The organism is Streptomyces sp. NPDC091280, from assembly GCF_044768565.1.
Lineage (GTDB): Bacteria > Actinomycetota > Actinomycetes > Streptomycetales > Streptomycetaceae > Streptomyces.
Genome location: NZ_JBIVUZ010000003.1, coordinates 618,342 through 640,148, shown reverse-complemented (window position 1 = coordinate 640,148; position 21,807 = coordinate 618,342). Strand labels below are relative to the sequence as shown.

Genomic DNA, 21,807 nt, shown 5'->3' with positions numbered 1-21,807 from the left:
CGGTCCAATGGACCGGGGCCTTTTCGTGTGCCCGACCCAGCTCGTGCGTCCGATCCAGCTCAACAGATCGCTCGGGCCTGACATTTGTCATGCCGAGTGATGACAGCGCGCACTGCTGCCGCGCCCGCGCCGCCGGGACGCTGGAGCCATGGACACCAACGAACACGAACACGTGATTGAGGTCACCGACCTGCACCGTGTCTACGGGGGCGGGTTCGAGGCTGTGCGGGGGATCACATTCTCCGTGCGGCGCGGCGAGGTCTTCGCGCTGCTCGGCACCAACGGCGCCGGCAAGACCTCGACCGTCGAGGTACTGGAGGGGCTCGCGGCGCCGTCCGGCGGCCGGGTGCGCGTGCTGGGCCACGATCCCCACACCGAGCGGGCCGCCGTACGGCCGCAGACCGGGGTGATGCTCCAGGAGGGCGGCTTCCCGTCCGAGCTGACCGTCGCCGAGACCGCGCGGATGTGGGCCGGCTGCACGAGCGGGTCCCGGCCGGTGCCGGAGGCGCTCGCCCTGGTCGGGCTGGAGCGGCGGGCCGCCGTACGGGTGAAGCAGTTGTCCGGGGGTGAACGGCGGCGGCTCGATCTCGCGCTCGCGCTGCTCGGGGAGCCCGAGGTGCTGTTCCTCGACGAGCCGACGACCGGGCTGGACGCCGAAGGGCGCCGGGACACCTGGGAGTTGGTGCGGGCGCTGCGCGACGGCGGGACGACCGTGCTGCTGACCACGCACTACCTGGAGGAGGCCGAGGACCTCGCGGACCGGCTCGCGATCATGAGCGAGGGGCGGATCGCGGTCACCGGCACCCCGGACGAGGTGACGGCCGACCGGCCCTCACGGATCTCCTTCGAACTGCCCGCGGGCTACTTCGTCGGGGACCTGCCGCCGCTCGGCGAACTGGGGGTCGTCGGACACGAGGTGGCCGGGAGGGTCGTACGGCTGCGGACGCACGAGGTGCAGCGGGCGGCGACCGGGCTGCTGGTGTGGGCCGAGCGGGCGCGGATCGAGCTGCGGCGGCTGGAGGTGCGGTCGGCCTCGCTGGAGGAGGCGTTCCTGGGGATCGCGCGGGAGCAGGAGGTGGCCGCGTGAACGGCGTGGCGACCACTCCGGCGGGGCGGCTGCGGGCGCTGGGGCGGGCCGAGCTGAGCCTGCTCGGGCGGAACCGGAACGCGGTGGTCACGGCGCTGTTCGTGCCGCTGGTCCTGCCGTTCAGTGTGCGGCCCGCGGTCGACCAGCTGGATCTGAAGGGGTCGGGGCTGTCGGTCGGCTCGGTGATGCTCACCGCCGCGATCGGCTTCTCGCTGCTGTTCGCCGTGTACTCGTCCCTGGTCGGCGCCTTCGTCGCGCGCCGCGAGGAACTCGTCCTCAAGCGGCTGCGCACCGGGGAGCTCGGCGACTCCGAGATCCTCGCCGGCACCGCGCTCCCGGCCGTGTGCCTCGGGTTCGTCCAGTCGCTGCTGCTGGCCGCGGCCTGTGTGCCGCTGCTGGCCGCCGGGGCCCCCGCGATGCCCCAACTCGTCGTCCTGGGGCTGCTGTTCGGCCTCGTCCTGAGCGCGGCGCTGGCAGCCCTCACGGCGAGCGTGACCAGGACGGCGGAGAGCGCGCAGGTGACCGCGCTGCCGATGGTGCTGGTGTCGATGATGGGATCCGGGATCATCGTCCCGCTCCAGCTGATCTCCGACCGGGTCGCCGACGTCTGCCGGTTCCTTCCCCTCTCCCCCGTGATGCGGCTGATCGGCGGCGGCTGGAACGGCGACCTGTCCGGCTCCGAGGCGCTGGTCGCCGTCCTGACCGCGCTGGCCTGGACCGTCCTCGCGGTGTTTGCTGTACGGCGGTGGTTCCGCTGGGAACCGCGGCGCTGAGGTACGGAGAGCACCGGATCATGCGGACACCTGGCAGCACACGCGGCTGGTGGGGGCGGAAGACCACGCCCGGGAAGGTCGAGGCGTACACCCGGCTGTCCTTCCACTTCTTCGCGCTGGTCGAGGTCGCCGCGATCGGGCTGCCGCTGTTCGCGCAGGTCGGGACGGGCATCGCGAGCTGGACGGCGGTGCTCGTGACCGGGCACGCGCTGCTCTGTTCCGCGACCGCCTCCCGGGCGCTCGACTGGACGCGCGACCGGCGCGCACAGCCCGTACGGCTGCTGTGGTCGCTCGGGGCGGTGACCGCGCTGATCGCCGCCGTCGCGATCGTGCTGGGGGAGCGCGGCCCGCACGACGACCACGTGCAGGCCGCCGCGACCACGCTCCTGGTGGGCGTGCTGAGCTTCGGCATCGGCACCCTGACGCTCGGGGTCCGCCGCGGGCAGGTCCTGGCGTTGATCGCGGGTGTGGTCGGCGGCACGCTGGTCCTCCAGCTCGCCCTGGGGGTGGCCGCCCCGGCCGCGCTCGTCACCGCGCTCGTCGTCGTCCTCGCCGGGGGTGGTGTCGCCTTCACCGCCGTCTTCTCCGTCTGGCTCCTCGACGCCGTCTACGAACTCGACGAGGCCCGCGAGACCCGGGCCCGGCTCGCGGTCGCCGAGGAACGGCTGCGGTTCGGCCGCGATCTGCACGACGTGATGGGCCGCAACCTGTCGGTGATCGCGCTGAAGAGCGAACTCGCCGTACAGCTGGCGCGGCGCGGGCGGCCCGAGGCGGTGGAGCAGATGATCGAGGTCCAGCGGATCGCCCACGAGTCGCAGCGCGAGGTACGGGATGTCGTACGGGGGTATCGCGAGAGCGCGCTCGATGTCGAACTGGCGGGTGCGCAGGGTGTGTTGACCGCGGCGGGCATCGAGTGCGAGGTGACCGGGGAGGCGGCGGGGCTGCCGCCCGAGGTGCAGTCGGCCCTCGGCTGGGTGGTCCGCGAGGCGACCACCAACGTGCTGCGCCACGGCAACGCGGGGCGCTGCGCGGTCGCGGTCCGGGTGACGGAGGGGAGTGTGGTGCTGACCGTGGAGAACGACGGCGCGAAGCCGGTCGGCGCGGTGGCCGCCGGCACCGGCGGCGGGGCGGGCCTGGTGGGCCTGCGGGAACGGCTGACCGCGGTGGGCGGCGGGCTGGAGGCGGGCTCCGTGGACGGCGACCGCTTCCGGGTGGTGGCGACCGTGCCGCTGGCCGCGGGGACGGCGGCCGGAGCGGGTACGGGAGGTGTCACGTCATGACCGACGATGTCGTACGGCTGCTGCTGGCCGATGACGAGCATCTGATCCGGGGGGCGCTGGCCGCGTTGCTCGGGCTGGAGGACGATCTGCTGGTGGTCGCGGAGGCGGCGACCGGGCCCGAGGCGCTGGCCATGGCGCGGGCGCACCGGCCCGATGTGGCCGTACTGGATCTGCAGATGCCCGGGGCGGACGGTGTGAAGGTCGCCACATCGCTGCGCGCCGAACTGCCCGACTGCCAGGTCCTGATCGTGACCGGGCACGGCCGGCCCGGTCATCTCAAGCGGGCCCTCGCGGCCGGTGTGCGCGGGTTCGTCCCGAAGACGGTGAGCGCGCGGCGGCTCGCGGAGATCATCCGCACGGTGCACGCCGGACAGCGGTACGTCGACCCGGAGTTGGCCGCCGACGCGATCTCCGCCGGGGACTCCCCGCTGACCGCGCGCGAGGCGGAGGTCCTGGAACTGGCCGCGGACGGGGCACCGGTCGCGGAGATCGCCGAACGGGCCGCGCTGTCCCAGGGGACCGTGCGGAACTACCTCTCCTCGGCCGCCTCGAAACTCGGTGCCGAGAACCGTCATACGGCAGTGCGTCTCGCGCGCGAGCGAGGTTGGGTATAGTTGCTCTCGCGCCACGGCGCAGCGCGGACGTAGCTCAGTTGGTAGAGCGCAACCTTGCCAAGGTTGAGGTCGCCAGTTCGAACCTGGTCGTCCGCTCCAGCGAAAACCCCGGTCCGGTGGACCGGGGTTTTTTCGTGCCCCCTGCTCCGGGGGCCTTCGGGGCCTAGCTCCAGGTCTGGCCGGTCAGGCGCTCGTACGCCTCGATGTACTTCGCGCGCGTGGCGTCCACGACCCGCTGCGGCAGCGGCGGCGGAGGCTGCTCGCTCCTGCGGTCCCAGCCGGACTCCGGCCCGGTCAGCCAGTCACGCACGAACTGCTTGTCGTACGACGGCTGCGCGTGGCCCGGCTCCCACGCGTCCGCCGGCCAGAAACGGGACGAGTCCGGGGTCAGCACCTCGTCGGCGGCGATGAGCGTCTCTCCCTCGTAGCCGAACTCGAACTTGGTGTCCGCGAGGATCACGCCCCGCTCCCGGGCGATGTCCCGGGCACGGGAGTAGATCGCGAGGGTCGCCTGCCGCAGCTGCGCCGCCGTGTCGGCCCCGACCTGCCGGGCGACCTCCTCGTACGACACGTTCTCGTCGTGCTCCCCCACGGCGGCCTTGGTGGCCGGGGTGAAGATCGGGGCGGGGAGTTCGCTGCCGTCGGACAGGCCCTCGGGGAGGGCGAGGCCGCAGACCGTGCGGGACGCGTTGTACTCGACCAGGCCGGAGCCGGTGAGGTAGCCGCGGGCCACGCACTCCACCGGGACCATCCGCAGCGACTTGCAGACGAGGGTGCGGCCCGCCCAGTCGGCGGGGGCGCCGGGCGGGAGTTCGGTGCCCAGGACGTGGTTGGGGATCAGGTCGGCGAGCTGGTCGAACCACCACAGGGAGAGCTGGGTGAGGACACGGCCCTTGTCCGGGATCTCGGTGGGCAGCACCCAGTCGTAGGCGGACATGCGGTCGCTGGCGACCATCACGAGTTCGCCCGCCTCGTTCCGGTAGAGCTCCCGCACCTTGCCGGTGTGGAGGTGCGTCAGGCCCGGGACCTGGAGCGGCTCGGGCTTTTCTACGAATCCGGACACGGGTTCCTCCAGTCGATGAAGAAAAAGGGGTGCCCGCAGGGCTCAGGCAGGGTGGTGGTGGGCGACGGGCGGGCCAACTGGCTCGATTGTCCCGTATGGGCGACCGGCCTCCGGACAGGGGGCCGACGGCGAGGTCAGTCGTGCTTGCAGATGCGGTCCAGGAGGTTGGCCGTGGCGCGCTGGATGCGGGCGTCGACATGGCCGGGGCGGTCCAGGGCCGGTGACCAGGCGAAGGTGCCGGAGGCGAAGACGAGGGCGCCGGACGGTGCCCGGTACAGGGAGGTCTCCTGGTGGCGGATCGCGCCCTCGCCGTCCGTGTACGGGGAGTGCGCGAGCAGGATGCGCTCCTCGTGCGGGGGGAGCTGGGTGCGCGGGAAGTAGCGGTCGGCCTCGCCCGCGACCAGGCCCTCGATGCCCTCGCCCTCGGCCGTGCCGGTCGCCTCCCACAGCCAGTGGTCGGCGTTGCGGACGACCAGGGGGTGCGGTTCGGGAACCCGGCCCGCGTACTGGATGCCGACCAACTGCTGCTCGGGGCGGTCGACTTCGCGCCACAGCACCGGGCGGCCGGGGCCCCGGCGCTTGCGGCAGGTGAGCAGCCGGTCGGGCACACCGGACGGCGAGGGCGCCAACTCCACCTGCCAGTACATGGTGTTGGCGGAGAGGAAGACGAGGGAGGTGCCGTGCTCGCGGGCCAGTTCGACGGTACGGCGCATGGGGGTCGACCAGTACTCGTCGTGGCCCGGGAACACCAACCCCCGGTAGCGGGTGGGGTCCACGCGGCCCGCGTGCAGATCGCGGGCGTCGGCGTAGGCGAGGTCGTAGCCGTAGCGCTCGGCCCAGCGGATGAAGTCGTAGGCGTGGCCCACGTGCAGCGGCAGGCCCGCGCCCGCGTACGGGCGGTCGAAGGAGACCGTCGTCGCGGCCTCGGACTCGCCGAGCAGCCGGCCGTCGCCGTCCCAGGCGTGGTAGAGGCTGGCGCCGGTGCGGCCGTCCTCCGGGTAGAGGTTGTAGGCCTGCCAGGTGATGTCCGGCAGGAGGAGCAGCAGGTCGGCGGGTTGGCTGTCGCGGACCGTGAAGGGGATGTGGGAGCGGTAGCCGTCGGCGGTGGTGAGGACGGCGACGTACGCGCCGATGCTCCAGTAGCTCGGGACCTGGAGTCGCCAGGACAGCCACCAGTGGTGGCAGGAGACCGTGCGGTCGGCGGTGAGCGGCGGGGGCTGGACGATGCCCGAGAGGCGCGGGCTGGTGGTGATCTTGGCGGCGCCGTCACCGCCGTAGTGGCCGATGCGGTAGATGTCGACGCCGAACTCCTGGGGCGGGTCGACGGTGACATGGAAGTCGAGGGCCTCGCCGGGGGCGACCGCGCTCGCGTCGGTGAACCCCTTGATCTGGCGGCGCACGTCGTCGGCGGAGCGCGGACCGCCGCCCTCGGAGCCGCGCGGGGCGGGCAGCTTGAGGGCGTTCCGGCCCGAGGTGTGGTCGGCGGCACGGTCGGCGTTCCGACCGGAGGCACGGTCGGAGGTGCCGTCGGGAGTGCGGTCGGGGGCCGGGTCCACGTACCACGGGACGACGTGACCGGTGTCGTCGAAGTAGGTCTCGCTGCCCCGGAGCCAGGGGACCGGGCCCTGTCCGAAGGGGTCCGTCACGGCGTGCGCCAGCGCACCCGACTCCCAGCGGCGGATCTGCTCCGACCCCATGTCGCTCCCCTCCCTCGTGCGTGCCCTGTGCTCTTGCCCCCGTGGTGGTGCGTCGCGCGACCGTGGTGCCGCATCGCGCAACTGTCGTATGCCGCAAGCCTTTGCCACGCACCGGACGGCGTACGGGATCGGCCCCAGCACATCACATTAAGCACGCACCCTGTCACTGGTCGTTGCGAATTGACCAAAAGTGGAGGCCTTGGTTCCGACGCGGGTGAACGGTGGCGGGCCCGCCGTCAGACGAGACGTACCGGCTTCTCCGGGCGTATGCCCAGGTCGGTCAGCCAGGCCCGCAGCGGGGCCGGGTCGCCGTCCTCGACCAGGCTGAGGACCCTGGGGGCGAGGTCGGACGCCCGTATGCCGTTGACGAGCAGGGTGGGGCCGTCGAGCCAGTCGAGGCCGGGGGTCGCGCCGGCCGTGTCCATCGCGGCGCAGCACACCATCGCCGTGACGTGATCGGCGAGCAACTCCCTTCCGGAGCGCGGTGGTTGGAGCGGGAAGAGGGGCAGTGAGCCGTCGTCCCAGAGCGCGGAGTCGGGTCCCTGTCCGGGCGGGGCCGAACCGGTCGCGGGGGTCGCCGCCTCCTCCCGCGCCAACTCCGCGGTGAGCCCGGCGGCGAGCGCCGCGCTGTGCGGCGAACAGCCTTCGCCCAGCTCTTCGTCGTCGTCCGCGGCGGCCATGGCCTTGTAGGGCTCCGGGGAGGGACGCTGATGGACGGGGAGTCCGGGAGGGCCAGAAGATCCACCAGGCCCAGGAGGGCTGTGGGTTGTTGCTTCAGTGGCTCCTTCGTCCGCGGCCGGGTCCGCGTACCGGCCCGCGGCCTCCGTCGCCGGGTCCGTCAGGTGGTCGACCACCCGGGCCAGGGTCGGGGCGCCGTGGTGCGGGGTGACCGGGTCGGGGGAGCGGCGGACGCCGAGGGTGTCCAGGACGCGGTGGAGGCGGGCCGCGTCGGTGCGCCAGGTGCGGTCGACGACCTCCTCCGGATACTCCTGCCAGTCCACCGGCGCCCAGTCGGGACCGGTCTCCGCCGGGCCGCCGTGGAAGAGGCGGGCGGCGAGCAGCGAGGTCGCCTCGTCGATCGTGCCGGGCTCTTCGAGCAGGTCGCAGGCCGGGCGCTCGCCGAGCCGGGAGGCGAAGCCCTCGGCCAGGCGGTCGCGGCGGGACAGCTCGGTGAGCGCCGCGACGACGCCCGCGTCCAGTCGGGACGGCCAGCGGCCCATCCGCCAGGCGGGCAGCGCGACGCGGGTCAGCAGCCGGTCCCAGCCCGCGTACGCCAGCCCCACCTGTTCCTGGGCGACGATCCGCAGGCCGTAGTCCACCGCCTGGGCGCGCTCGGCGGCGGCTGCCGCCACGCCCCGCTCCATCTCGGCCGCGTGGCCCCGGCAACTGCGCAGCAGCAGCCGGGCGACCCAGCCGACAGCGGCCGGCACCGAGCGGAACAGGGGACCGCGGGGTGCCGAGGTCACGGCCACCGCCGCGTCCAGGCCCCGGACGAAACGGCGGGCGGCGGCTATGTCCGGGTGCGCGGAGGGTCCCGTACCCGCGACGACCGGGGCGAGCACCGCGCGCAGCTCACCGACCCGCATCCACCACAGGAACGGCGAGCCGATGACCAGGACGGGCGCGGCGGCCGTACGACGGGAGCGCGCCGGGGTGAGGCCGCGGACGCCCGTGATCTCGTCGCGGTCCTCCTGCGGGAGCGGGCCGTGGGCCCGGTGGGTGCGGTCCTCCAGCCAGCTGTCGCAGTCCGGGGTGAGCGCTATCGCGGACGGCGCGGGCACGTCGAGGCGGTCGGCCAGGTCGCGCACCATGCGGTACAGGTCGGGGGCCGACTCCTCGGCGATCGCGACCGTGGGACTCACGGCGGGGCGGGAGCGCGCGACGACCAGCGCGATGGCGCCGGCCGCGAGCAGTACGAGGAGAGCGACCCCGCCCATGATCCAGCGGGCGAGGTCCCAGCCCCGGCCCACGAGATGGCCGGTGGAACCGCCCGCGAGCAGGATCACCGCGACGGCGGCGGGCAACAGGGCGACGGCCAGCGCCCGGCTGCGGATGCGCAGCACGGCCAGGGCCCGGGAACGCGCCGCCTGCGCGCCCGCCTCCACACCCATACCCATACCGGTCACGACCGGACCTCGCCCCCTCCGTGTTGTCCCGCTCTGCTGGCTTTGCTCACTCCCCCACTGTGGCACCCGCCACTGACATCGCAATGCCGGTGGGCCAAGTGCCGGAACGCTTGCGCCGCACCATAGTTGGGGCCCCGGCCCCCGTCAGCCGGATGGGGCATCGGTCACTCGATGGAATGGCTCAGGGGAAAGGTGGACGACGGAGGGCAAGGGTGAGGGCAAGGATCGGGCCCCGAATCCTCAGACGGATTCGGGGCCCGCGGGGTTCATCGCGACCGTCGCCTACGCGCCGGCCGCCGCCTTCGCCGCGATGTCCGTACGGTGCTGGGAGCCGTCGAGGCGGACCCGGGCCACGGCCGCGTACGCGCGCTCGCGGGCCTGCGTGAGATCCACGCCGGTCGCCGTGACGGACAGCACCCGGCCGCCCGCGCTCACGACGTCGTCGCCGTCGTACTTCGTCCCGGCGTGCAGCACGTACGCGTGCGGGGCGTCCTGCGCGGCCACCTCGTCGAGGCCGGTGATCGGGTCGCCGGTGCGCGGGGTGTCGGGGTAGTTGTGCGAGGCGATGACGACGGTGACCGCCGCGTCCTCGCTCCAGCGCAGCGGGGCCAGGTCTTCGAGGGTGCCGTTCGCGGCGGCGAGCAGCACGCCGGCCAGCGGGGTCTTCAGCCGGGCCAGGACGACCTGGGTCTCCGGGTCGCCGAAGCGGGCGTTGAACTCGATGACCCGCACCCCGCGACTCGTGATCGCGAGACCGGCGTAGAGCAGGCCGGAGAAGGGGGTGCCGCGGCGGCGGAGTTCGTCGACGGTCGGCTGGAGGACGGACTGGAGCACCTCCTCGACCAGCTTCGGGTCGGCCCACGGCAGCGGGGAGTACGCGCCCATGCCGCCGGTGTTCGGGCCCTCGTCGCCGTCGAGCGCGCGCTTGAAGTCCTGCGCGGGCTGGAGCGGGACGACGGTGACGCCGTCGGTGATCGCGAAGAGCGAGACCTCGGGGCCGTCGAGGAACTCCTCGATGACGACCCGCTCACAGGCGTTCGCGTGCGCCTTCGCCACGTCGAGGTCGTCGGTCACTACGACACCCTTGCCGGCGGCCAGTCCGTCGTCCTTCACGACGTACGGCGCGCCGAAGGCGTCGAGGGCCTCGTCCACCTCGTGCGGGGTCGTACAGACGTACGAGCGGGCGGTCGGTACGCCGGCCGCGGCCATCACTTCCTTGGCGAAGGCCTTGGAGCCCTCCAGCTGCGCGGCCTCCCCGGAGGGGCCGAAGACCGGGATGCCCGCCTCGCGCACGGCGTCGGCGACCCCGGCGACGAGGGGTGCCTCCGGACCGACCACGACCAGCTCGGCACCGAGCTCCGTGGCCAGCGCGGCCACGGCGGCGCCGTCGAGCGCGTCGACCTGGTGCAGCTCGGCGACCTCGGCGATGCCGGCGTTGCCGGGAGCGCAGTGCAGCGCGCTGACGTCGGGGTCGAGGGACAGGGAACGGCACAGGGCGTGTTCGCGGGCGCCGGTACCAATGACGAGGACCTTCACGGGGGTCAGCCTAGGACACGGGGAGGGCGGGGTGGTTCGGGGCGGGGGCGGGACCGTCCGGGGTGGGGCGGGGGGCGGGGTGGGGCGGAGGGCGGGGGCCGGGGGCCGGGGGCCGGGGGCCGGGGCCGTCAAGGCTTGCCGCCCGTCGCTCGTTGCCCGTCACTCGTTGGTGAATTCCTCCATGACCGTTGCTCCGAGTTCCCGAACGATCAGTTCGTGGCCGGAGAGGGCCGACTCGTCGAGGTCGGGGTCGTCGTCCTCGGGGGTGTCGTCCTCGGCGGACACGGTGTGGTGGACGGGGGCCGGGGAGGGGGCGGCAGGGGGCTGTGGCCGGGTGGGGGCCCCGGCCTGTGCCGAGGGGGAGTTCGGGGTGTTGGTGGGTGCGGGTGCGGAAGTGGTGGAGGGGGCCGTGGGTTGAGGGGATGCCGGGCGGGGGGTGGGTGTGGCAGGGGTGGAGGCGGGGGCACCGTAGCCGCCAGGCGCACCGCCGTAACCGCCTGCCGCGCCGCCTCCCCCGGCGCCGCCACCGCCGTAGGAACCGCCCGGCTGCGGGAGCGGGGCGCCGCCGCCCGAGGGGTCGACGACCGCCTCGATCTTCCACTGGACGTTGAACTGCTCGGCCAGTGCCTGCTTCAGTACGTCCTCGCTGCCGCTGCTGTTGAAGTTGTCCCGGGCGCCCGCGTTGACGAAGCCGAGCTGGAGGGTGGTGCCGTCGAAGCCGGTGACCTGGGCGTTCTGGCTGAGCAGGATCCAGGTGAAACGGCGGCGGTTCTTCACCACTTCCAGGATGTTCGGCCAGAGCATGCGCGGGTCGAGGCCGCCCGCCGGGGGTTGGACGGGGGCCGCGGCGTGCGCCTGGGGCGCGGCGGTGGGTGCGGGCGGGGGTGGAACTGCGGCCGAGCTGTGGGCGGACGGGGGTTGTCCGCCGCCCGCCGGGGTCGCCGTGGGCCAGCCGCCCGGACGGCGCCCGCTGCCCGCGGCGGTGGCGGTGGGCCAGGCGCCGGGGGCGGGAGCGGGGGCTGCGGCGGGCGATGCCGATTGGGGTTGCTGCGGTTGCTGGGCTTGCTGCGGTTGCTGGGGTTCGTAGGCGGGCGGGGCGGGTTGGGCGGGCGCGGCTGGGGCGGAGGCCGTCTGGTCGGAGGGCGTCGCGGGGGTGGGAGTGGGGGCGGCGACCGGTGTCGTCGTAGCGGCGAACGGGGCGGCGGGGGCGGGCGCGGCCGAACCGCGTACGGCTGCCCGGGCCGCGGCGGCGCCTCCGCCGTGGACCGGTGCCGGGGCCTGCGCGTAGGCCTGGGCCGGGGGCTGGGACTGATGCTGGACCTGGGGGGGAGTCTGGTGTTGGGGGTGAGTCTGGTGCTGGGGGTGGGCGTCCGGTCCGGGGACGTACCCCATGGTGGGCGCTCCCCCGCCGCCCGCGAAGTTGACGCCGCGTTCGAGGCGGTCGAGGCGGGCCATGACGGACTGCTCGTCGCCGTACGCGGCGGGGAGCATCACGCGGGCGCAGATGAGTTCCAGTTGGAGGCGGGGCGAGGTGGCGCCGCGCATCTCGGTGAGGCCGGTGTTGACGAGGTCGGCGGCACGGCTGAGTTCGGCCGCGCCGAACGTGCCGGCCTGTGCCTGCATGCGTTCCAGGACGTCGGCGGGGGCGTCGATGAGGCCCTTTTCGAGGGCGTCCGGGACGGCGGCGAGGATCACCAGGTCGCGCAGGCGTTCCAGCAGGTCGGCGACGAAGCGGCGGGGGTCGTTGCCCCCCTCCATGACGTGGTCGACGACCTCGAAGGCGGCGGCGCCGTCGCCGGTGGCGAAGGCCTCGACCACGGAGTCGAGCAGCGAACCGTCCGTGTAGCCGAGGAGAGAGGTCGCCATGGCGTACGTCACACCGTCGGTGCTCGCTCCCGCGAGCAGCTGGTCCATGACGGACATGGAGTCACGCACGGACCCGGCGCCCGCGCGCACGACGAGCGGGAGCACGCCGTCCTCGACGGGAATGTTCTCCCGCCCGCACACCTCGCCGAGGTAGTCGCGGAGGGTACCCGGCGGCACCAGCCGGAAGGGGTAGTGGTGGGTCCGCGACCGGATGGTCCCGATGACCTTCTCGGGCTCGGTGGTCGCGAAGATGAACTTGAGGTGCTCCGGGGGCTCCTCGACGACCTTGAGCAGGGCGTTGAAGCCGGCCGACGTGACCATGTGGGCCTCGTCGATGATGTAGATCTTGTACCGGCTGCTCGCGGGCCCGAAGAACGCCTTCTCGCGCAGCTCACGGGCGTCGTCCACGCCACCGTGCGACGCGGCGTCGATCTCGATCACGTCGATCGACCCGGGCCCGTTGCGCGCGAGGTCGCGGCAGGACAGGCACTCGCCGCAGGGGGTCGGGGTGGGCCCCTGCTCGCAGTTCAGACAGCGGGCCAGGATCCGCGCACTGGTCGTCTTGCCGCAGCCGCGCGGCCCGCTGAACAGGTACGCGTGATTGACCCGGTTGTTCCGCAGCGCCTGCTGCAACGGGTCGGTTACATGCTCCTGCCCGATGACCTCGGCGAACGACTCCGGGCGATAACGGCGGTACAGCGCGAGAGACGACACGCGTACGAGGTTATAGGCGCCCACTGACAACGGGGGCCGACGGCGACCCGCCCACCCGCAACGGCCGCGAACGCAAGCGCCCCCCACGCACCCGCCAGAGCCAACCTACCCTTGCTGCCTTCCGGCCCTGGGGGAGTTCAGTCAGATAGCGCCGCGTGAGGGGCTGCGCACAGGCTACAGGATCTGAGCGGGGGGAACGAGTTCGCGAGCACTCCTCAACGTCTTGTATTGTTTGCGGCGGAGGATTCGCCTAGAGGCCTAGGGCGCACGCTTGGAAAGCGTGTTGGGGGCAACCCCTCACGAGTTCGAATCTCGTATCCTCCGCCAGTGCCTCACCGGGCACGATGTCGAAGGGCCCCACCGTTCGCGGTGGGGCCCTTCGACGTTGTCCGTCTCAGTTTCCGTCTCAGTTGGTTTTTTCTTCGATACCGGGTGACTGCCAGAGGGCGTCGCCGACTTGTTGGGCGACCTTTCGGAGCACGGTCCCCGTCACGTGCATATAGCGAGCGCGCATCCGGGCCGCTCCCCCGGGTTCCCAACCCATGATCGAGTCGACCACGACGTCAGGGACCCCAAGGATCAGGAGAACGGTCGCGGCGGTGTGGCGAGCGTCATGGAGACGGCCGTTCCGCACGCCCGCGTCCCGGAGGAGTCGCTTCCAGGTGTGGAAGTCGGTGTTGGGGCTGAGAGGGCCGCCGATCGGCGAGGCGAAGACGTACCCCTTGCCCTCCCAGTCGGTGCCGGCCGCGATGCGCTCCCGCTCCTGGGCCTCCTGGTGCTGGCGGAGAATCTTGATCAGCGGGTCTGGCAGGCCGATGGTGCGTCGGCCCGCGCGTGACTTGGTGGCCTTGTGCTCGCGCCGGATCTGCTCCCGCTTGGGGCAGTAACCAGCCTTCCGGCCACACGGATTGGTAGCCCCGCAGCCATGCGCGTACTTGGGGCGGAGTCGGTTCTTACGAATACGGACGTACCCGGCGGTGAGGTCGACGTCTTCCCAATGCAGGCCGAGTGCCTCGCCCTGGCGGAGGCCGAGCGCCAAGGCGACGACCCACCGCGCGCTGTTGCGGAGCTGGGCCGCTTCGACGAGCAGGCTCTGAACCTCCTCGATCGTGAACGGCTCGATGTCCTCCTCTTCGAGGCGCGGCGCCTTGGCGATCTCGGCCGCGTTGGTGGGCACGTGTCCGCGCCGTACTGCCTCGCTGAGGGCGGTACGGACCGTGCGGTGCACGTGGTGTGCGGTGCCGGCCGCGCTGCCGTTGCTCTGCATCTTTTGGTAGAAGCGCTCCAGGTGCTCGGGCTCCAGCCGATCGAGTCGGTGGGCACCGAGGCCCGGGACCAGGTGCACGCGGACGTCCACCTCGTACCCGGCGTACGTGTTCTCGGAGACGTACGGCTTGGCGATGTTCTCGACCCAGTGCTCAAGCCAGCCCTGGACGGTCCAGCCCTTGCCCGGCTTCCGGAGCTTCTTGTCGTCACGGGCCCGTTCCAACTCGCGGACGGCCTTGGTCACTTCGGCTTTCGTCTTCCGCTCGACGTGACGGCGGTCAGGCTTGCCGTCATCGCGGACGCCGACCGTCACCCGGCCGTGCCATTTGCCGTCCTTGCCGAGGTAGATGGACGAGGCGCCGTTGGGCTGGCGGGTGCGTTTGGTTTCTGTCATGTCTCCCCCTTTCAGGCCGCTACGGCGGGACGGCGGCGGAGTTGGGTGACGTATGCGGGCAGCGCCTCGGCTGGCACTCGGCGGAGTCGACCGACCGTGACGGATTCGATCTCGCCCGCGCGCACGAGCTTGAAGCAGGTCGTACGGCCGATACGCAGGCGCCGGGCGGCTTCTTCGACGGTCAGCAGAACCAAGGAGGGGTCGGCCAGTTCCGGGACGGCGGTCAGGGCTCGCGGCTCAGCCACGGGTGGGTTCTCCTTCCGTGCCAGGGGCGGGTTCGAGGGTCTCGGCCAGCCAGGCTTCGGTGGACGAGAGGCCCGTTCCGGCGAAGACCCAGTGGGCGAGGACGTACGTCGTGTTGGTGTGGGGTTCTGTTGGCATGGGGGTCGCTTGGGCACGGCGCCATTCGGCGCGGGCGTCGCGAAGAGCGCCGAGGGTGGTGGAGTAGCGGCGGGATTTGGTGGAGAAGTGGCCGCGGAAGCCGAGCATGTGGGCCCAGGCGCGCAGGCGGAGGTGTTCGAGGCTCTTGCGGGCGCCGAGGGTCCATGCGGTGCGGATGAGGCGGCGGGCGTGGTCGCTGATGTCGAGTTGGGCGAGTTCGGCGGCGAACTTGAGTGGGCGGTCGAGAGCGCCGCCGGTCGCGGCTTCGGTTCCCTTGGTGGCGTATTTGGCGATGTAGGCGGCGACGGCTCGTTCGGTGAGTTCCTGGCCGTCGTTGAAGTCGGCGGATCGGATGGTGCGGACGTCGAGTTGGCGGCCGAAGGTGAAGGTGTGGGTGCGGCCGTCGATGGTCGGGCCGTCGACGCGGACCTTCGCGGTCGCGGTGCGGATGGCGTCGGTGAGGAGTTCGGCCGTTGCCCAGGGCGGGGGCGGGGTGTCGCCGCCGGTGGGTCCGTCGATGCGGATGACAGCGTGGAAGTGGACGGCGCCGCGCTTCTGATACTCGGCGACCTTGGCGAAGGACACGCGCGCGTGTTCGCGGAACGTGCGTTGGGAGAGGCCTGCGCGCTTGGCGACCTCCCGGCGGAGGTAGGTGGAGAAGCGCCGCCAGAGGGGACCAGCGTGCGCGTTCCAGAGGACAGCGGCTTCGTAGTCGTAGGTGTCCGGGTTCAGCGGGGCGCCAAGTGCGTCGTCGGCCTGGGTGTGGTGGATGCCGCAGCGGCAGGGGCGGCCATCGGAGGACCGGTTGTGAACCGGACCGAATCCGGGGGCGGTGAAGGTGGCGAAGACGCGGGGGTGAGTGGCGACGTGTTCGGAGGTGCCCTTGCCGCCGCGCAGGCCGGAGCTGATCAGGTGGAAGGTGTCGCGGCGGTAGACCTCGGCGCAGGCCTCGCAGCGCGTGGTGCGGCGGTTGTTGCAGCGGACGAGGAGTTGGCCGGCCGGGAGCGTCGAGGAGTCGAGGTGGTGGAGGACGGTGCCGATCTCGCCGGACGTGGTGTCGATGTCGTATTCGGTGCGGTGGCCGTCGAGGCGGATGGGGTTGGTGCAACCGCCGAGGCCGGAGAGCTGGCGGAGGATACCCGGGAGGGTGCCTTGCGCGGCGAGGTTCGCTAGTTCGGGGAGTGGGGCCGGGGTGGGGCGGGTGAAGATGGCTTGCTCCTTCTGGCTGGCTCGGTCAGGAGAGACGGGCCCCGGGGCGGCGTAATGCTTGGTCGTGTGCCGCCGCCCCGGAGGTCAGGGGGGTTCCAGGAGTCGTTCAGCGGCGGTGGTCGCGGAGCATCGAGCGCAGGACCACGGCGGCGATGGCTACGGAGATGGCCGTGACGGCGACGGCGGCCAGGAGCGCGGTGAGGACGACTCCGCCGACGACCAGGGCGACGGCCGTGTTGCGGTCGATGGCGACCGGCGGGAGCGAGCGCCGCACGGGCATCGGGTCGGCCGAGTTGTGGGTGTGCGCGGGCGGCGGGGTCGGGTTGTCGGGGTACTTGGGCAGGAACACGGCGAACCCTTTCTTATCTACTCGTCTAGTTATGTGAGCCGTTTACGACGCCCACTCCGGAGCGCGTGCCGGACTCGATGGCGGGGGCGAGGAAGGTGTGCGAGAGCCAGAAGCCGAACAGGGCAATCAGGACGACGATCCAGGTACGGACGCCGAGGAACTTGACCGCTCCCCAGGCGAAGAAGCCGAGCACGACGACGAGCGGCAGGCTGACGGTCACGGGGCGGAACTCCCTTTCAGCGGACGGGGCAGCGGTGGGTGTGGGCGGCCAACTCGGCGGCGGCCCGGCTGTCGTAGTCATGCGAGGCACCGCAGCGCGGGGCGGTGCAGGCGGCGGTGTGCTTCTCCTGGCCCCGGTCGTCGTAGGACGTGGCGACCTGGACGGGGCCGATGCGGATGACGTTGCGAAAGCGGCGGTTGGCGGTCACGATCAGTTCTCCTCTCGCGGGTTCGGGGCGGGGAACTCGGCGAGGATGCGGGCAGCTTGGGCAGAGTCCGATGTCCGGTCGGCGGCTTCCTCGGCGAGGAGCCGGGCGAGTGCCCACCGGTTGCTGCGGGCCATCTCGCGGGCCGCGTCGAGGTAGTCGGCGGCGGTGTTGAAGGTGAGGGGCACGGGTCAACTTCCTGTCGGTGTGAGGTGCTCAGCGATGGCTTCAGCTATGGGCGCAGGGATGCCGAGGCGGGCACGGAGGGTCGGGGTGTCGATGGGGATTCCGGTTCGGGTGTGGTGCTCGGCGGCGACCTTGCGGGCGTGCTCGACCAGGGCGGCCGGGACCGGCACGGCGGGGCGGTTGGGTGGTGCCTTGATGGCAGCCGGTTGTGCGGGTGTCGCAGGCGGGGGTTCGGCCGCGTCCTCCTGGACGTCGGCGGCCTCAATGTCGTTGGTTGCGGCGGGTGTTGCGGTGTGGGCGAGGAGAGTTCCGCCGAGGAAAGCGACGGCGGGCCAGCCCGCGACGAGGATGCGCAGCCAGGCGGGGACGTCTCCGAGGTCGAGCAGGCCGGCGGTGGCAACGTTCGCACCGAGGGACGCGGTCAGCGCGATGACGAACCAGCACCAGCCGGAGGCTTTCGCCTCTCCGGTCCGCAGTCGGCGCCAGGCGACGACGAGCAACAGGTCGACGCTGATCGGGTAGGCCCACGCTTTCCACCCGTCCTGTCCGGCCGCCGAGGCGATGTCGTGCAGGTGGGCGAAGGAGAGAGCGGCGGCGATGAGCGCTTGGACGAGTACCGCGTCGACGCGGGCCAGTTGGGCGCGCATGATGCGGCTCCTTCCGGGTTCGGGCATGGGAGGGGTAAGGACGTGGCGCAAGGTGGTCACGCCAAACCGGGGTGAGGGAAGGTCAGTTGGTTGCCGGGCGCGGCTGGATGTTCGGGCCCGGGGCCTTGACCGGTTGTGCAGGCGCGTACGGCTGGAAGCGCTTGAGTGCGGGCAGGTCGGGCACCAGGTGCGCGGAGTCGCGGCAGATCTCGGCGGCGTCGCCGAGGGACAGGTAGGGCGTGCGGATGCGGGACCAGCCGCCGGAGGTGTCGCCCGCGACGGCCAGGCCGGGGCGTTCGGGAGCAATGGCGCAGGCCGCACCGACAGCTTCGGGGGCGATGTCGCCCAGGGCCATCTTGGCGGAGGCTTCGTCATTGACGCGGTGGCAGACGCGGCCGGTGAGCTGGGCGCGGAGCATGGTCGCGCCCTTACCCAGCTCGGCGCCGAAGCGCTGCCCGCAGACCTCCAGGTAGATGCCCGCCGCGCGGCCGAGCTGGGCGAGGCGGATGAGCTGGGTGACCATCTCGTCGCGGCGTTCCTCATCCTTTCGGGTGGCGACGAGGAAGAGTTCGGCAACCTCGTCGACGAACAGCACGATCGGTACCGGGCGTTCGCTCTCGGGCAGGCCCCAGATGTCTGAAGTGATCTCCTCATCGGGGGTGTTGGGGGCGATTCCCTGCCGGGACTTGATCAGGTCGTAGCGTTCCTCCATTTCGTCGATAAGCGCGGGCAGCAGGTCGGCCGCCTGGTCGGGGTCGGTGGCCAGGGCCGAAAGTCGGGCAGCGAACGGGGACAGTTCCACGCCGCGCTTGCAGTCGATGCCGACCAGGGCGACCGGCTGACGGGCGAGTCCGGCGAGCAGGTGGCGCAGGTACATGGACTTGCCCGACAGGGTTGCGCCGAGGGTGAGTTGGTGCGGGACGGTGCGGTAGTCGCGTACGAACGGGGTGGCGTCCTCGCGCAAGGCGACCGGCACCTTGAGGAGGCCGGAGGGGAGCTTGCGGGTGCGCGGCATGCGGACCTTGCGCAGTACGTCGTAGCCGACGAGCCGGAGTTCGACGACGCCGGGCTTGACGGTGGTGACGTAGACGGCGTGAACTCCCCAGGCGTGCCGCAGCCGTTCGGCGGAGGCGGCGACGTCGGCGGGTTCCTGGCCCGGGGCAAGCCGCAGCCGTATCCGCAGTCCGGTCGTGGTGGGTCGGATGATGCCCCGGCGGGGCGGTACGGGCCGGACCTCGCGGCGGGTGGTGGCCTTGACCGCGAGGATGCGCAGCCGGGACGGGGCGACGGTCAGGCCGCAGGCCTCCATGACCGAGCCGTACGAGCTGAGCAGGCGGGTCGTGGATATCGGCAGGCCGATTGTGGACCAGTACGCGGCCGGGTGCATGGCCCGGGTGTAGGCGGCCCCGCCACCGATCGCGGCGAGGGGACCACCCACCTCCAGGAGCGTCGTCAGGTCGGTCATCAGGCGGCGACCCCGGCGCCGACCGGGAACGCGGCCGGAGTCACGGCGGCGGCCCGGAAGGCGATGCCGTGACGCTGCTGCCCGTTGAACACGCTCTCCCAGGGACGGGCGACCAGCCCCGGCAGCGAGACCGGAGCTCCGAGCGCGAGCCCTTCGGACACCCCGCCCTCCGGGACGGTGACCTTGATGAGGGACGACTCGCCCTCCTCGATGTAGACGACGCCGAGCGTCATCAGCGCCTCGCCGCTGACGGCGTCCTTGGCGATCTCGCCGGTCTGACGGTCACGAACCTTCGGCTCCGGAGCCTCGGTGAGGAGGATCGTCGCGGCGGTGGTCTCAACACGGATGGTACGCAAGGAAGCTTTCCTATCTACTCGTCTATATATGTAGCGATCCGCGAACCCGATCTCCGGGTTCGCGCGGACCACCCTGCCACACAACTTGCCCACTCGTCTATACGAGTATGCACGTTGGGGTGTACGAGTTCGGGAAGCGTCCCCCGCGCACCACCGCCGGTCATGCGATCAGGTCGCCGGGAGCTGGTAGGAGAGGACGTACGCGTCCGCCGCCATGACCGTGTCGCAGACCTCCACCGCCCGCCCTTCCGTGTCGTACGCGGTCCGGATCAGGTGGATCACGGGCACACCGGAGGCCAGCCGGAGCGTCTTGACCTCGGTGGGCGAAGGCATGCGGGCGCGGATCTCTTCCTCGAAGTGGTCGAGGTGGTGGCCGAGTTCTTCGAGACGGGCGTAGATGCCGCCGGGGCCCGGGTTGGGTTCGGCGATCTGCGTACCGCGGGCGATGTCGAGCGGAAGGTAGGAGGTGGCGAACTCGACCGGCTTCCCGTCCAGGAGATACCGGCGTCGGCGGGCGAGCACCCGCCGTACCGAGCCGAGACGGGTGGAGATGTCCTGGCTGGCCTTCTCCTCCTTGACCTCCAGGCTGTCGACCTGGGGGTGACTTCCGGCAGCGTCGGCCTCGACGATGAACGCGGACTTCCCCTGCTCACGGTGCCGCCGGGCGAAGCGGTCGGAGGCGAGGCGCCGTACGGGCGGGCGGGGCCGGACGAAGACGCCCTTGCCGTGTTCGGCATGGACCAGGCCCTCGCCCTGGAGGACGGAGAAGGAGTTGCGGACTGTCATCCGGGAAACGCCGTAGTGCTCGACGAGGTCAGCTTCGGAGGGCAGCTTGTCACCCTCGTGGAATCGCCCACGGTCGATCGCCTCACGCAGCTGGTCGGCGATCTGCCGGAAGACCGCACGATCGCTCGTGGGGTCGAGATCACCGAGCAGGCCGGAACGGAGAGGGCTCACGTTGAGTACTCCTTTAGGTATCTAGACGAGTGGGCGAGTGTTGTTGCTACGGTGGAGAGCCTAGCCAGCCGGGAGGGCCGAGGAACGTGAGCACTGACCGTCCGCACTCTGTGAGCGTCGCCGGAGTCATCGTCGACGACCACGGCCGCGCCCTCCTGATCAAGCGCCGCGACAACGGCAAGTGGGAACCCCCGGGCGGTGTCCTCGAACGCGAGGAGACCATCCCCGAGGCCCTCCAACGCGAAGTCCTCGAAGAGACCGGCATCAAGATCGCCCTTCCCGCGACCCTCACCGGCGTCTACAAGAACATGACCGGTCTGATCGTCTCCCTGGTCTTCCGCTGCCAGGCCGCCGACGGCACACCCACCACCGGAGACGAGACCCGCGCACTGCGCTGGGCCACCCGCGAAGAAGTATCCGAACTCGCCGACGAGGCATACGCGATCCGCGTCCTGGACGCACTCGACGCGGCATCCCCGCCGGCCATCCGCGCCCACGACGGCATCAAACTCGTCTAGCCCGAACCCGCTGCACATGGCGGCCTACCAGCACGAAGGAACTTGTATGCACGAGTATACGAGCACTGCGCGGGTCTGGGGACTCACTTGCCCAGGATTTCCCGAAGAGGTCAGCCGGGCCCGCCGCTGGACCCGCGACATCCTGCGCGACTCGCCGCTTGCGGAGGACGCCGAACTGATCGTGAGCGAACTGAGCGCGAACGCCATCCTCCACACGGCGAGTGGGCGGGAGGCCGGCACCTTCCACCTGGCGCTTGCGGTGTCCCCGCAGGTGGTCGCCCTGTCGGTGACGGACGGCGGGGGCACGGCTTCGGCCCCGAAGGTCGAGCACCGGGACCAGGAGGCGGAGCACGGCCGAGGGCTCGGCATGGTCAGCGCGATTGCTCACCGGGTCGTGGTCCACGACAGCGACGGTGGCCACACGGTCACCGCGGAGCTCTTCACGGACGTCCGACGAGGAGGGCACCCATGCTGAACACGACGGTCGACCCAGGCTTTTGGTGCGAGTGCTGGACCCGGCACGTGGACGACGACCGGCCGCCAACGCTCTTCGGCTCCTACGACGCGCGCACCGAGGTCGAGGCGAACAACTGGGTCTCCGAGATCCTGCGCACCATCTCACCGGCACTCGACTCCGGCGCCTCCGAGGAAGCGTGGGAACGGCTCTTCGACCACCGCGTCAATACCCGACGAGCCCTGTTGCGCCGCATGCCCTGGACCGTGTCCGTCACTCATGCCCGCACGCTCATCACCTGGACCGTAAGCCCCGTGACCTTCCTACCGCTGGCGCACCGTCAGGCCGCAGAACTCCCCACATGCGCATACGACTTCAAGCCCCACAGGTCCACTTGACGCTCAACACCTGGCCCAGATGCTCAACTCGCACCTCATCTCCCCA

Annotated in this window: 23 protein-coding genes, 2 tRNA genes and 1 other RNA gene; 9 read left to right on the top strand and 17 right to left on the bottom strand. The window is 71.7% G+C overall.

The features are described 5' to 3' along the window. Positions 1-148 precede the first annotated feature (148 nt). The 5 genes from ACIQPR_RS12990 to ACIQPR_RS12970 all read left to right on the top strand — a co-directional run bounded on the left by ACIQPR_RS12990 (position 149) and on the right by ACIQPR_RS12970 (position 3,853). Positions 149-1,087, top strand: a complete 939-nt coding sequence (locus ACIQPR_RS12990; RefSeq protein WP_403646239.1) for an ABC transporter ATP-binding protein — start codon at positions 149-151, stop codon at positions 1,085-1,087. Further along, entirely contained in the window at positions 1,084-1,860 is a 777-nt protein-coding gene (locus ACIQPR_RS12985; RefSeq protein WP_403646236.1) for an ABC transporter permease, read from the top strand. Before ACIQPR_RS12990 ends, ACIQPR_RS12985 begins: the two co-directional genes overlap by 4 nt. Before the next feature lie 20 nt (positions 1,861-1,880). Next, positions 1,881-3,140, top strand: a complete 1,260-nt coding sequence (locus tag ACIQPR_RS12980; protein ID WP_403646233.1) for a sensor histidine kinase — start codon at positions 1,881-1,883, stop codon at positions 3,138-3,140. Continuing rightward, positions 3,137-3,754 carry a response regulator gene (locus ACIQPR_RS12975; RefSeq protein WP_403646230.1) on the top strand — a complete coding sequence of 206 codons (618 nt, stop codon included), beginning with the start codon at positions 3,137-3,139 and terminating at the stop codon, positions 3,752-3,754. The genes ACIQPR_RS12980 and ACIQPR_RS12975 overlap by 4 nt, the downstream gene beginning before the upstream one ends. Before the next feature lie 23 nt (positions 3,755-3,777). Continuing rightward, a tRNA-Gly gene (locus ACIQPR_RS12970) sits at positions 3,778-3,853 on the top strand. Positions 3,854-3,917: 64 nt separating this feature from the next. On the opposite strand, the gene ACIQPR_RS12965 is transcribed toward ACIQPR_RS12970, so the two are convergent. From ACIQPR_RS12965 to ffs, 6 genes are all read right to left on the bottom strand, one after another. Then, positions 3,918-4,817 (bottom strand): phosphoribosylaminoimidazolesuccinocarboxamide synthase, encoded by a 900-nt coding sequence (locus ACIQPR_RS12965; RefSeq protein ID WP_403646228.1) that lies wholly within the window; start codon positions 4,815-4,817, stop codon positions 3,918-3,920. A 134-nt stretch (positions 4,818-4,951) separates the two neighbouring features. After that, complete coding sequence (locus tag ACIQPR_RS12960) at positions 4,952-6,514, bottom strand: N,N-dimethylformamidase beta subunit family domain-containing protein (protein ID WP_403646225.1); 1,563 nt, start codon at positions 6,512-6,514, stop codon at positions 4,952-4,954. Between the two features lie 236 nt (positions 6,515-6,750). After that, positions 6,751-8,631, bottom strand: coding sequence for a hypothetical protein (locus ACIQPR_RS12955; protein WP_403646485.1), 1,881 nt, complete (start codon positions 8,629-8,631; stop codon positions 6,751-6,753). 291 nt (positions 8,632-8,922) lie between these two features. Further along, positions 8,923-10,176 carry a phosphoribosylamine--glycine ligase gene (gene purD, locus ACIQPR_RS12950; RefSeq protein WP_403646222.1) on the bottom strand — a complete coding sequence of 418 codons (1,254 nt, stop codon included), beginning with the start codon at positions 10,174-10,176 and terminating at the stop codon, positions 8,923-8,925. A 159-nt stretch (positions 10,177-10,335) separates the two neighbouring features. Further along, positions 10,336-12,756 carry a DNA polymerase III subunit gamma and tau gene (locus ACIQPR_RS12945; RefSeq protein WP_403646219.1) on the bottom strand — a complete coding sequence of 807 codons (2,421 nt, stop codon included), beginning with the start codon at positions 12,754-12,756 and terminating at the stop codon, positions 10,336-10,338. 69 nt (positions 12,757-12,825) lie between these two features. Continuing rightward, positions 12,826-12,924: signal recognition particle sRNA small type (gene ffs, locus ACIQPR_RS12940), an RNA gene on the bottom strand. A 71-nt stretch (positions 12,925-12,995) separates the two neighbouring features. On the opposite strand from ffs, the gene ACIQPR_RS12935 reads away from it, so the two are divergent. After that, positions 12,996-13,083, top strand: a tRNA-Ser gene (locus ACIQPR_RS12935). A gap of 79 nt (positions 13,084-13,162) precedes the next feature. Here the strand turns inward: ACIQPR_RS12935 and ACIQPR_RS12930 are convergent. The 11 genes from ACIQPR_RS12930 to ACIQPR_RS12880 form a co-directional block, all read right to left on the bottom strand. Beyond that, positions 13,163-14,416 carry a tyrosine-type recombinase/integrase gene (locus ACIQPR_RS12930; protein ID WP_403646216.1) on the bottom strand — a complete coding sequence of 418 codons (1,254 nt, stop codon included), beginning with the start codon at positions 14,414-14,416 and terminating at the stop codon, positions 13,163-13,165. An 11-nt stretch (positions 14,417-14,427) separates the two neighbouring features. Then, a complete protein-coding gene (locus ACIQPR_RS12925) occupies positions 14,428-14,661 on the bottom strand; it encodes an excisionase family DNA-binding protein (protein ID WP_403646213.1) in 234 nt (77 codons plus the stop codon). Continuing rightward, entirely contained in the window at positions 14,654-15,934 is a 1,281-nt protein-coding gene (locus ACIQPR_RS12920) for a replication initiator (protein ID WP_403646482.1), read from the bottom strand. The genes ACIQPR_RS12925 and ACIQPR_RS12920 overlap by 8 nt, the downstream gene beginning before the upstream one ends. Before the next feature lie 178 nt (positions 15,935-16,112). Beyond that, positions 16,113-16,355, bottom strand: a complete 243-nt coding sequence (locus tag ACIQPR_RS12915) for a SpdD protein (protein ID WP_403646210.1) — start codon at positions 16,353-16,355, stop codon at positions 16,113-16,115. Positions 16,356-16,380: 25 nt separating this feature from the next. Then, entirely contained in the window at positions 16,381-16,575 is a 195-nt protein-coding gene (locus ACIQPR_RS12910; RefSeq protein WP_266770641.1) for a hypothetical protein, read from the bottom strand. Positions 16,576-16,591: 16 nt separating this feature from the next. After that, positions 16,592-16,783: a mobile element transfer protein gene (locus ACIQPR_RS12905; RefSeq protein WP_262060931.1), complete on the bottom strand. Its 192-nt coding sequence runs from the start codon at positions 16,781-16,783 to the stop codon at positions 16,592-16,594. A gap of 2 nt (positions 16,784-16,785) precedes the next feature. After that, positions 16,786-16,968 carry a hypothetical protein gene (locus tag ACIQPR_RS12900; RefSeq protein WP_403646206.1) on the bottom strand — a complete coding sequence of 61 codons (183 nt, stop codon included), beginning with the start codon at positions 16,966-16,968 and terminating at the stop codon, positions 16,786-16,788. Between the two features lie 3 nt (positions 16,969-16,971). Further along, complete coding sequence (locus ACIQPR_RS12895) at positions 16,972-17,613, bottom strand: DUF2637 domain-containing protein (RefSeq protein ID WP_403646203.1); 642 nt, start codon at positions 17,611-17,613, stop codon at positions 16,972-16,974. Positions 17,614-17,695: 82 nt separating this feature from the next. Further along, positions 17,696-19,078: an FtsK/SpoIIIE domain-containing protein gene (locus ACIQPR_RS12890; protein WP_403646200.1), complete on the bottom strand. Its 1,383-nt coding sequence runs from the start codon at positions 19,076-19,078 to the stop codon at positions 17,696-17,698. Next, complete coding sequence (locus ACIQPR_RS12885; protein WP_403646197.1) at positions 19,078-19,434, bottom strand: hypothetical protein; 357 nt, start codon at positions 19,432-19,434, stop codon at positions 19,078-19,080. Before ACIQPR_RS12885 ends, ACIQPR_RS12890 begins: the two co-directional genes overlap by 1 nt. A gap of 168 nt (positions 19,435-19,602) precedes the next feature. Then, positions 19,603-20,391: a GntR family transcriptional regulator gene (locus tag ACIQPR_RS12880; protein ID WP_403646194.1), complete on the bottom strand. Its 789-nt coding sequence runs from the start codon at positions 20,389-20,391 to the stop codon at positions 19,603-19,605. A 110-nt stretch (positions 20,392-20,501) separates the two neighbouring features. On the opposite strand from ACIQPR_RS12880, the gene ACIQPR_RS12875 reads away from it, so the two are divergent. Genes ACIQPR_RS12875 through ACIQPR_RS12865 form a run of 3 tightly spaced genes read left to right on the top strand, consistent with a single transcriptional unit; the run spans position 20,502 to position 21,761 of the window. Next, positions 20,502-20,909 (top strand): NUDIX hydrolase, encoded by a 408-nt coding sequence (locus tag ACIQPR_RS12875; protein ID WP_403646479.1) that lies wholly within the window; start codon positions 20,502-20,504, stop codon positions 20,907-20,909. Positions 20,910-20,955: 46 nt separating this feature from the next. Further along, positions 20,956-21,384, top strand: a complete 429-nt coding sequence (locus ACIQPR_RS12870) for an ATP-binding protein (protein WP_403646191.1) — start codon at positions 20,956-20,958, stop codon at positions 21,382-21,384. Then, complete coding sequence (locus ACIQPR_RS12865; protein WP_403646188.1) at positions 21,378-21,761, top strand: hypothetical protein; 384 nt, start codon at positions 21,378-21,380, stop codon at positions 21,759-21,761. Before ACIQPR_RS12870 ends, ACIQPR_RS12865 begins: the two co-directional genes overlap by 7 nt. Positions 21,762-21,807 lie beyond the last annotated feature (46 nt).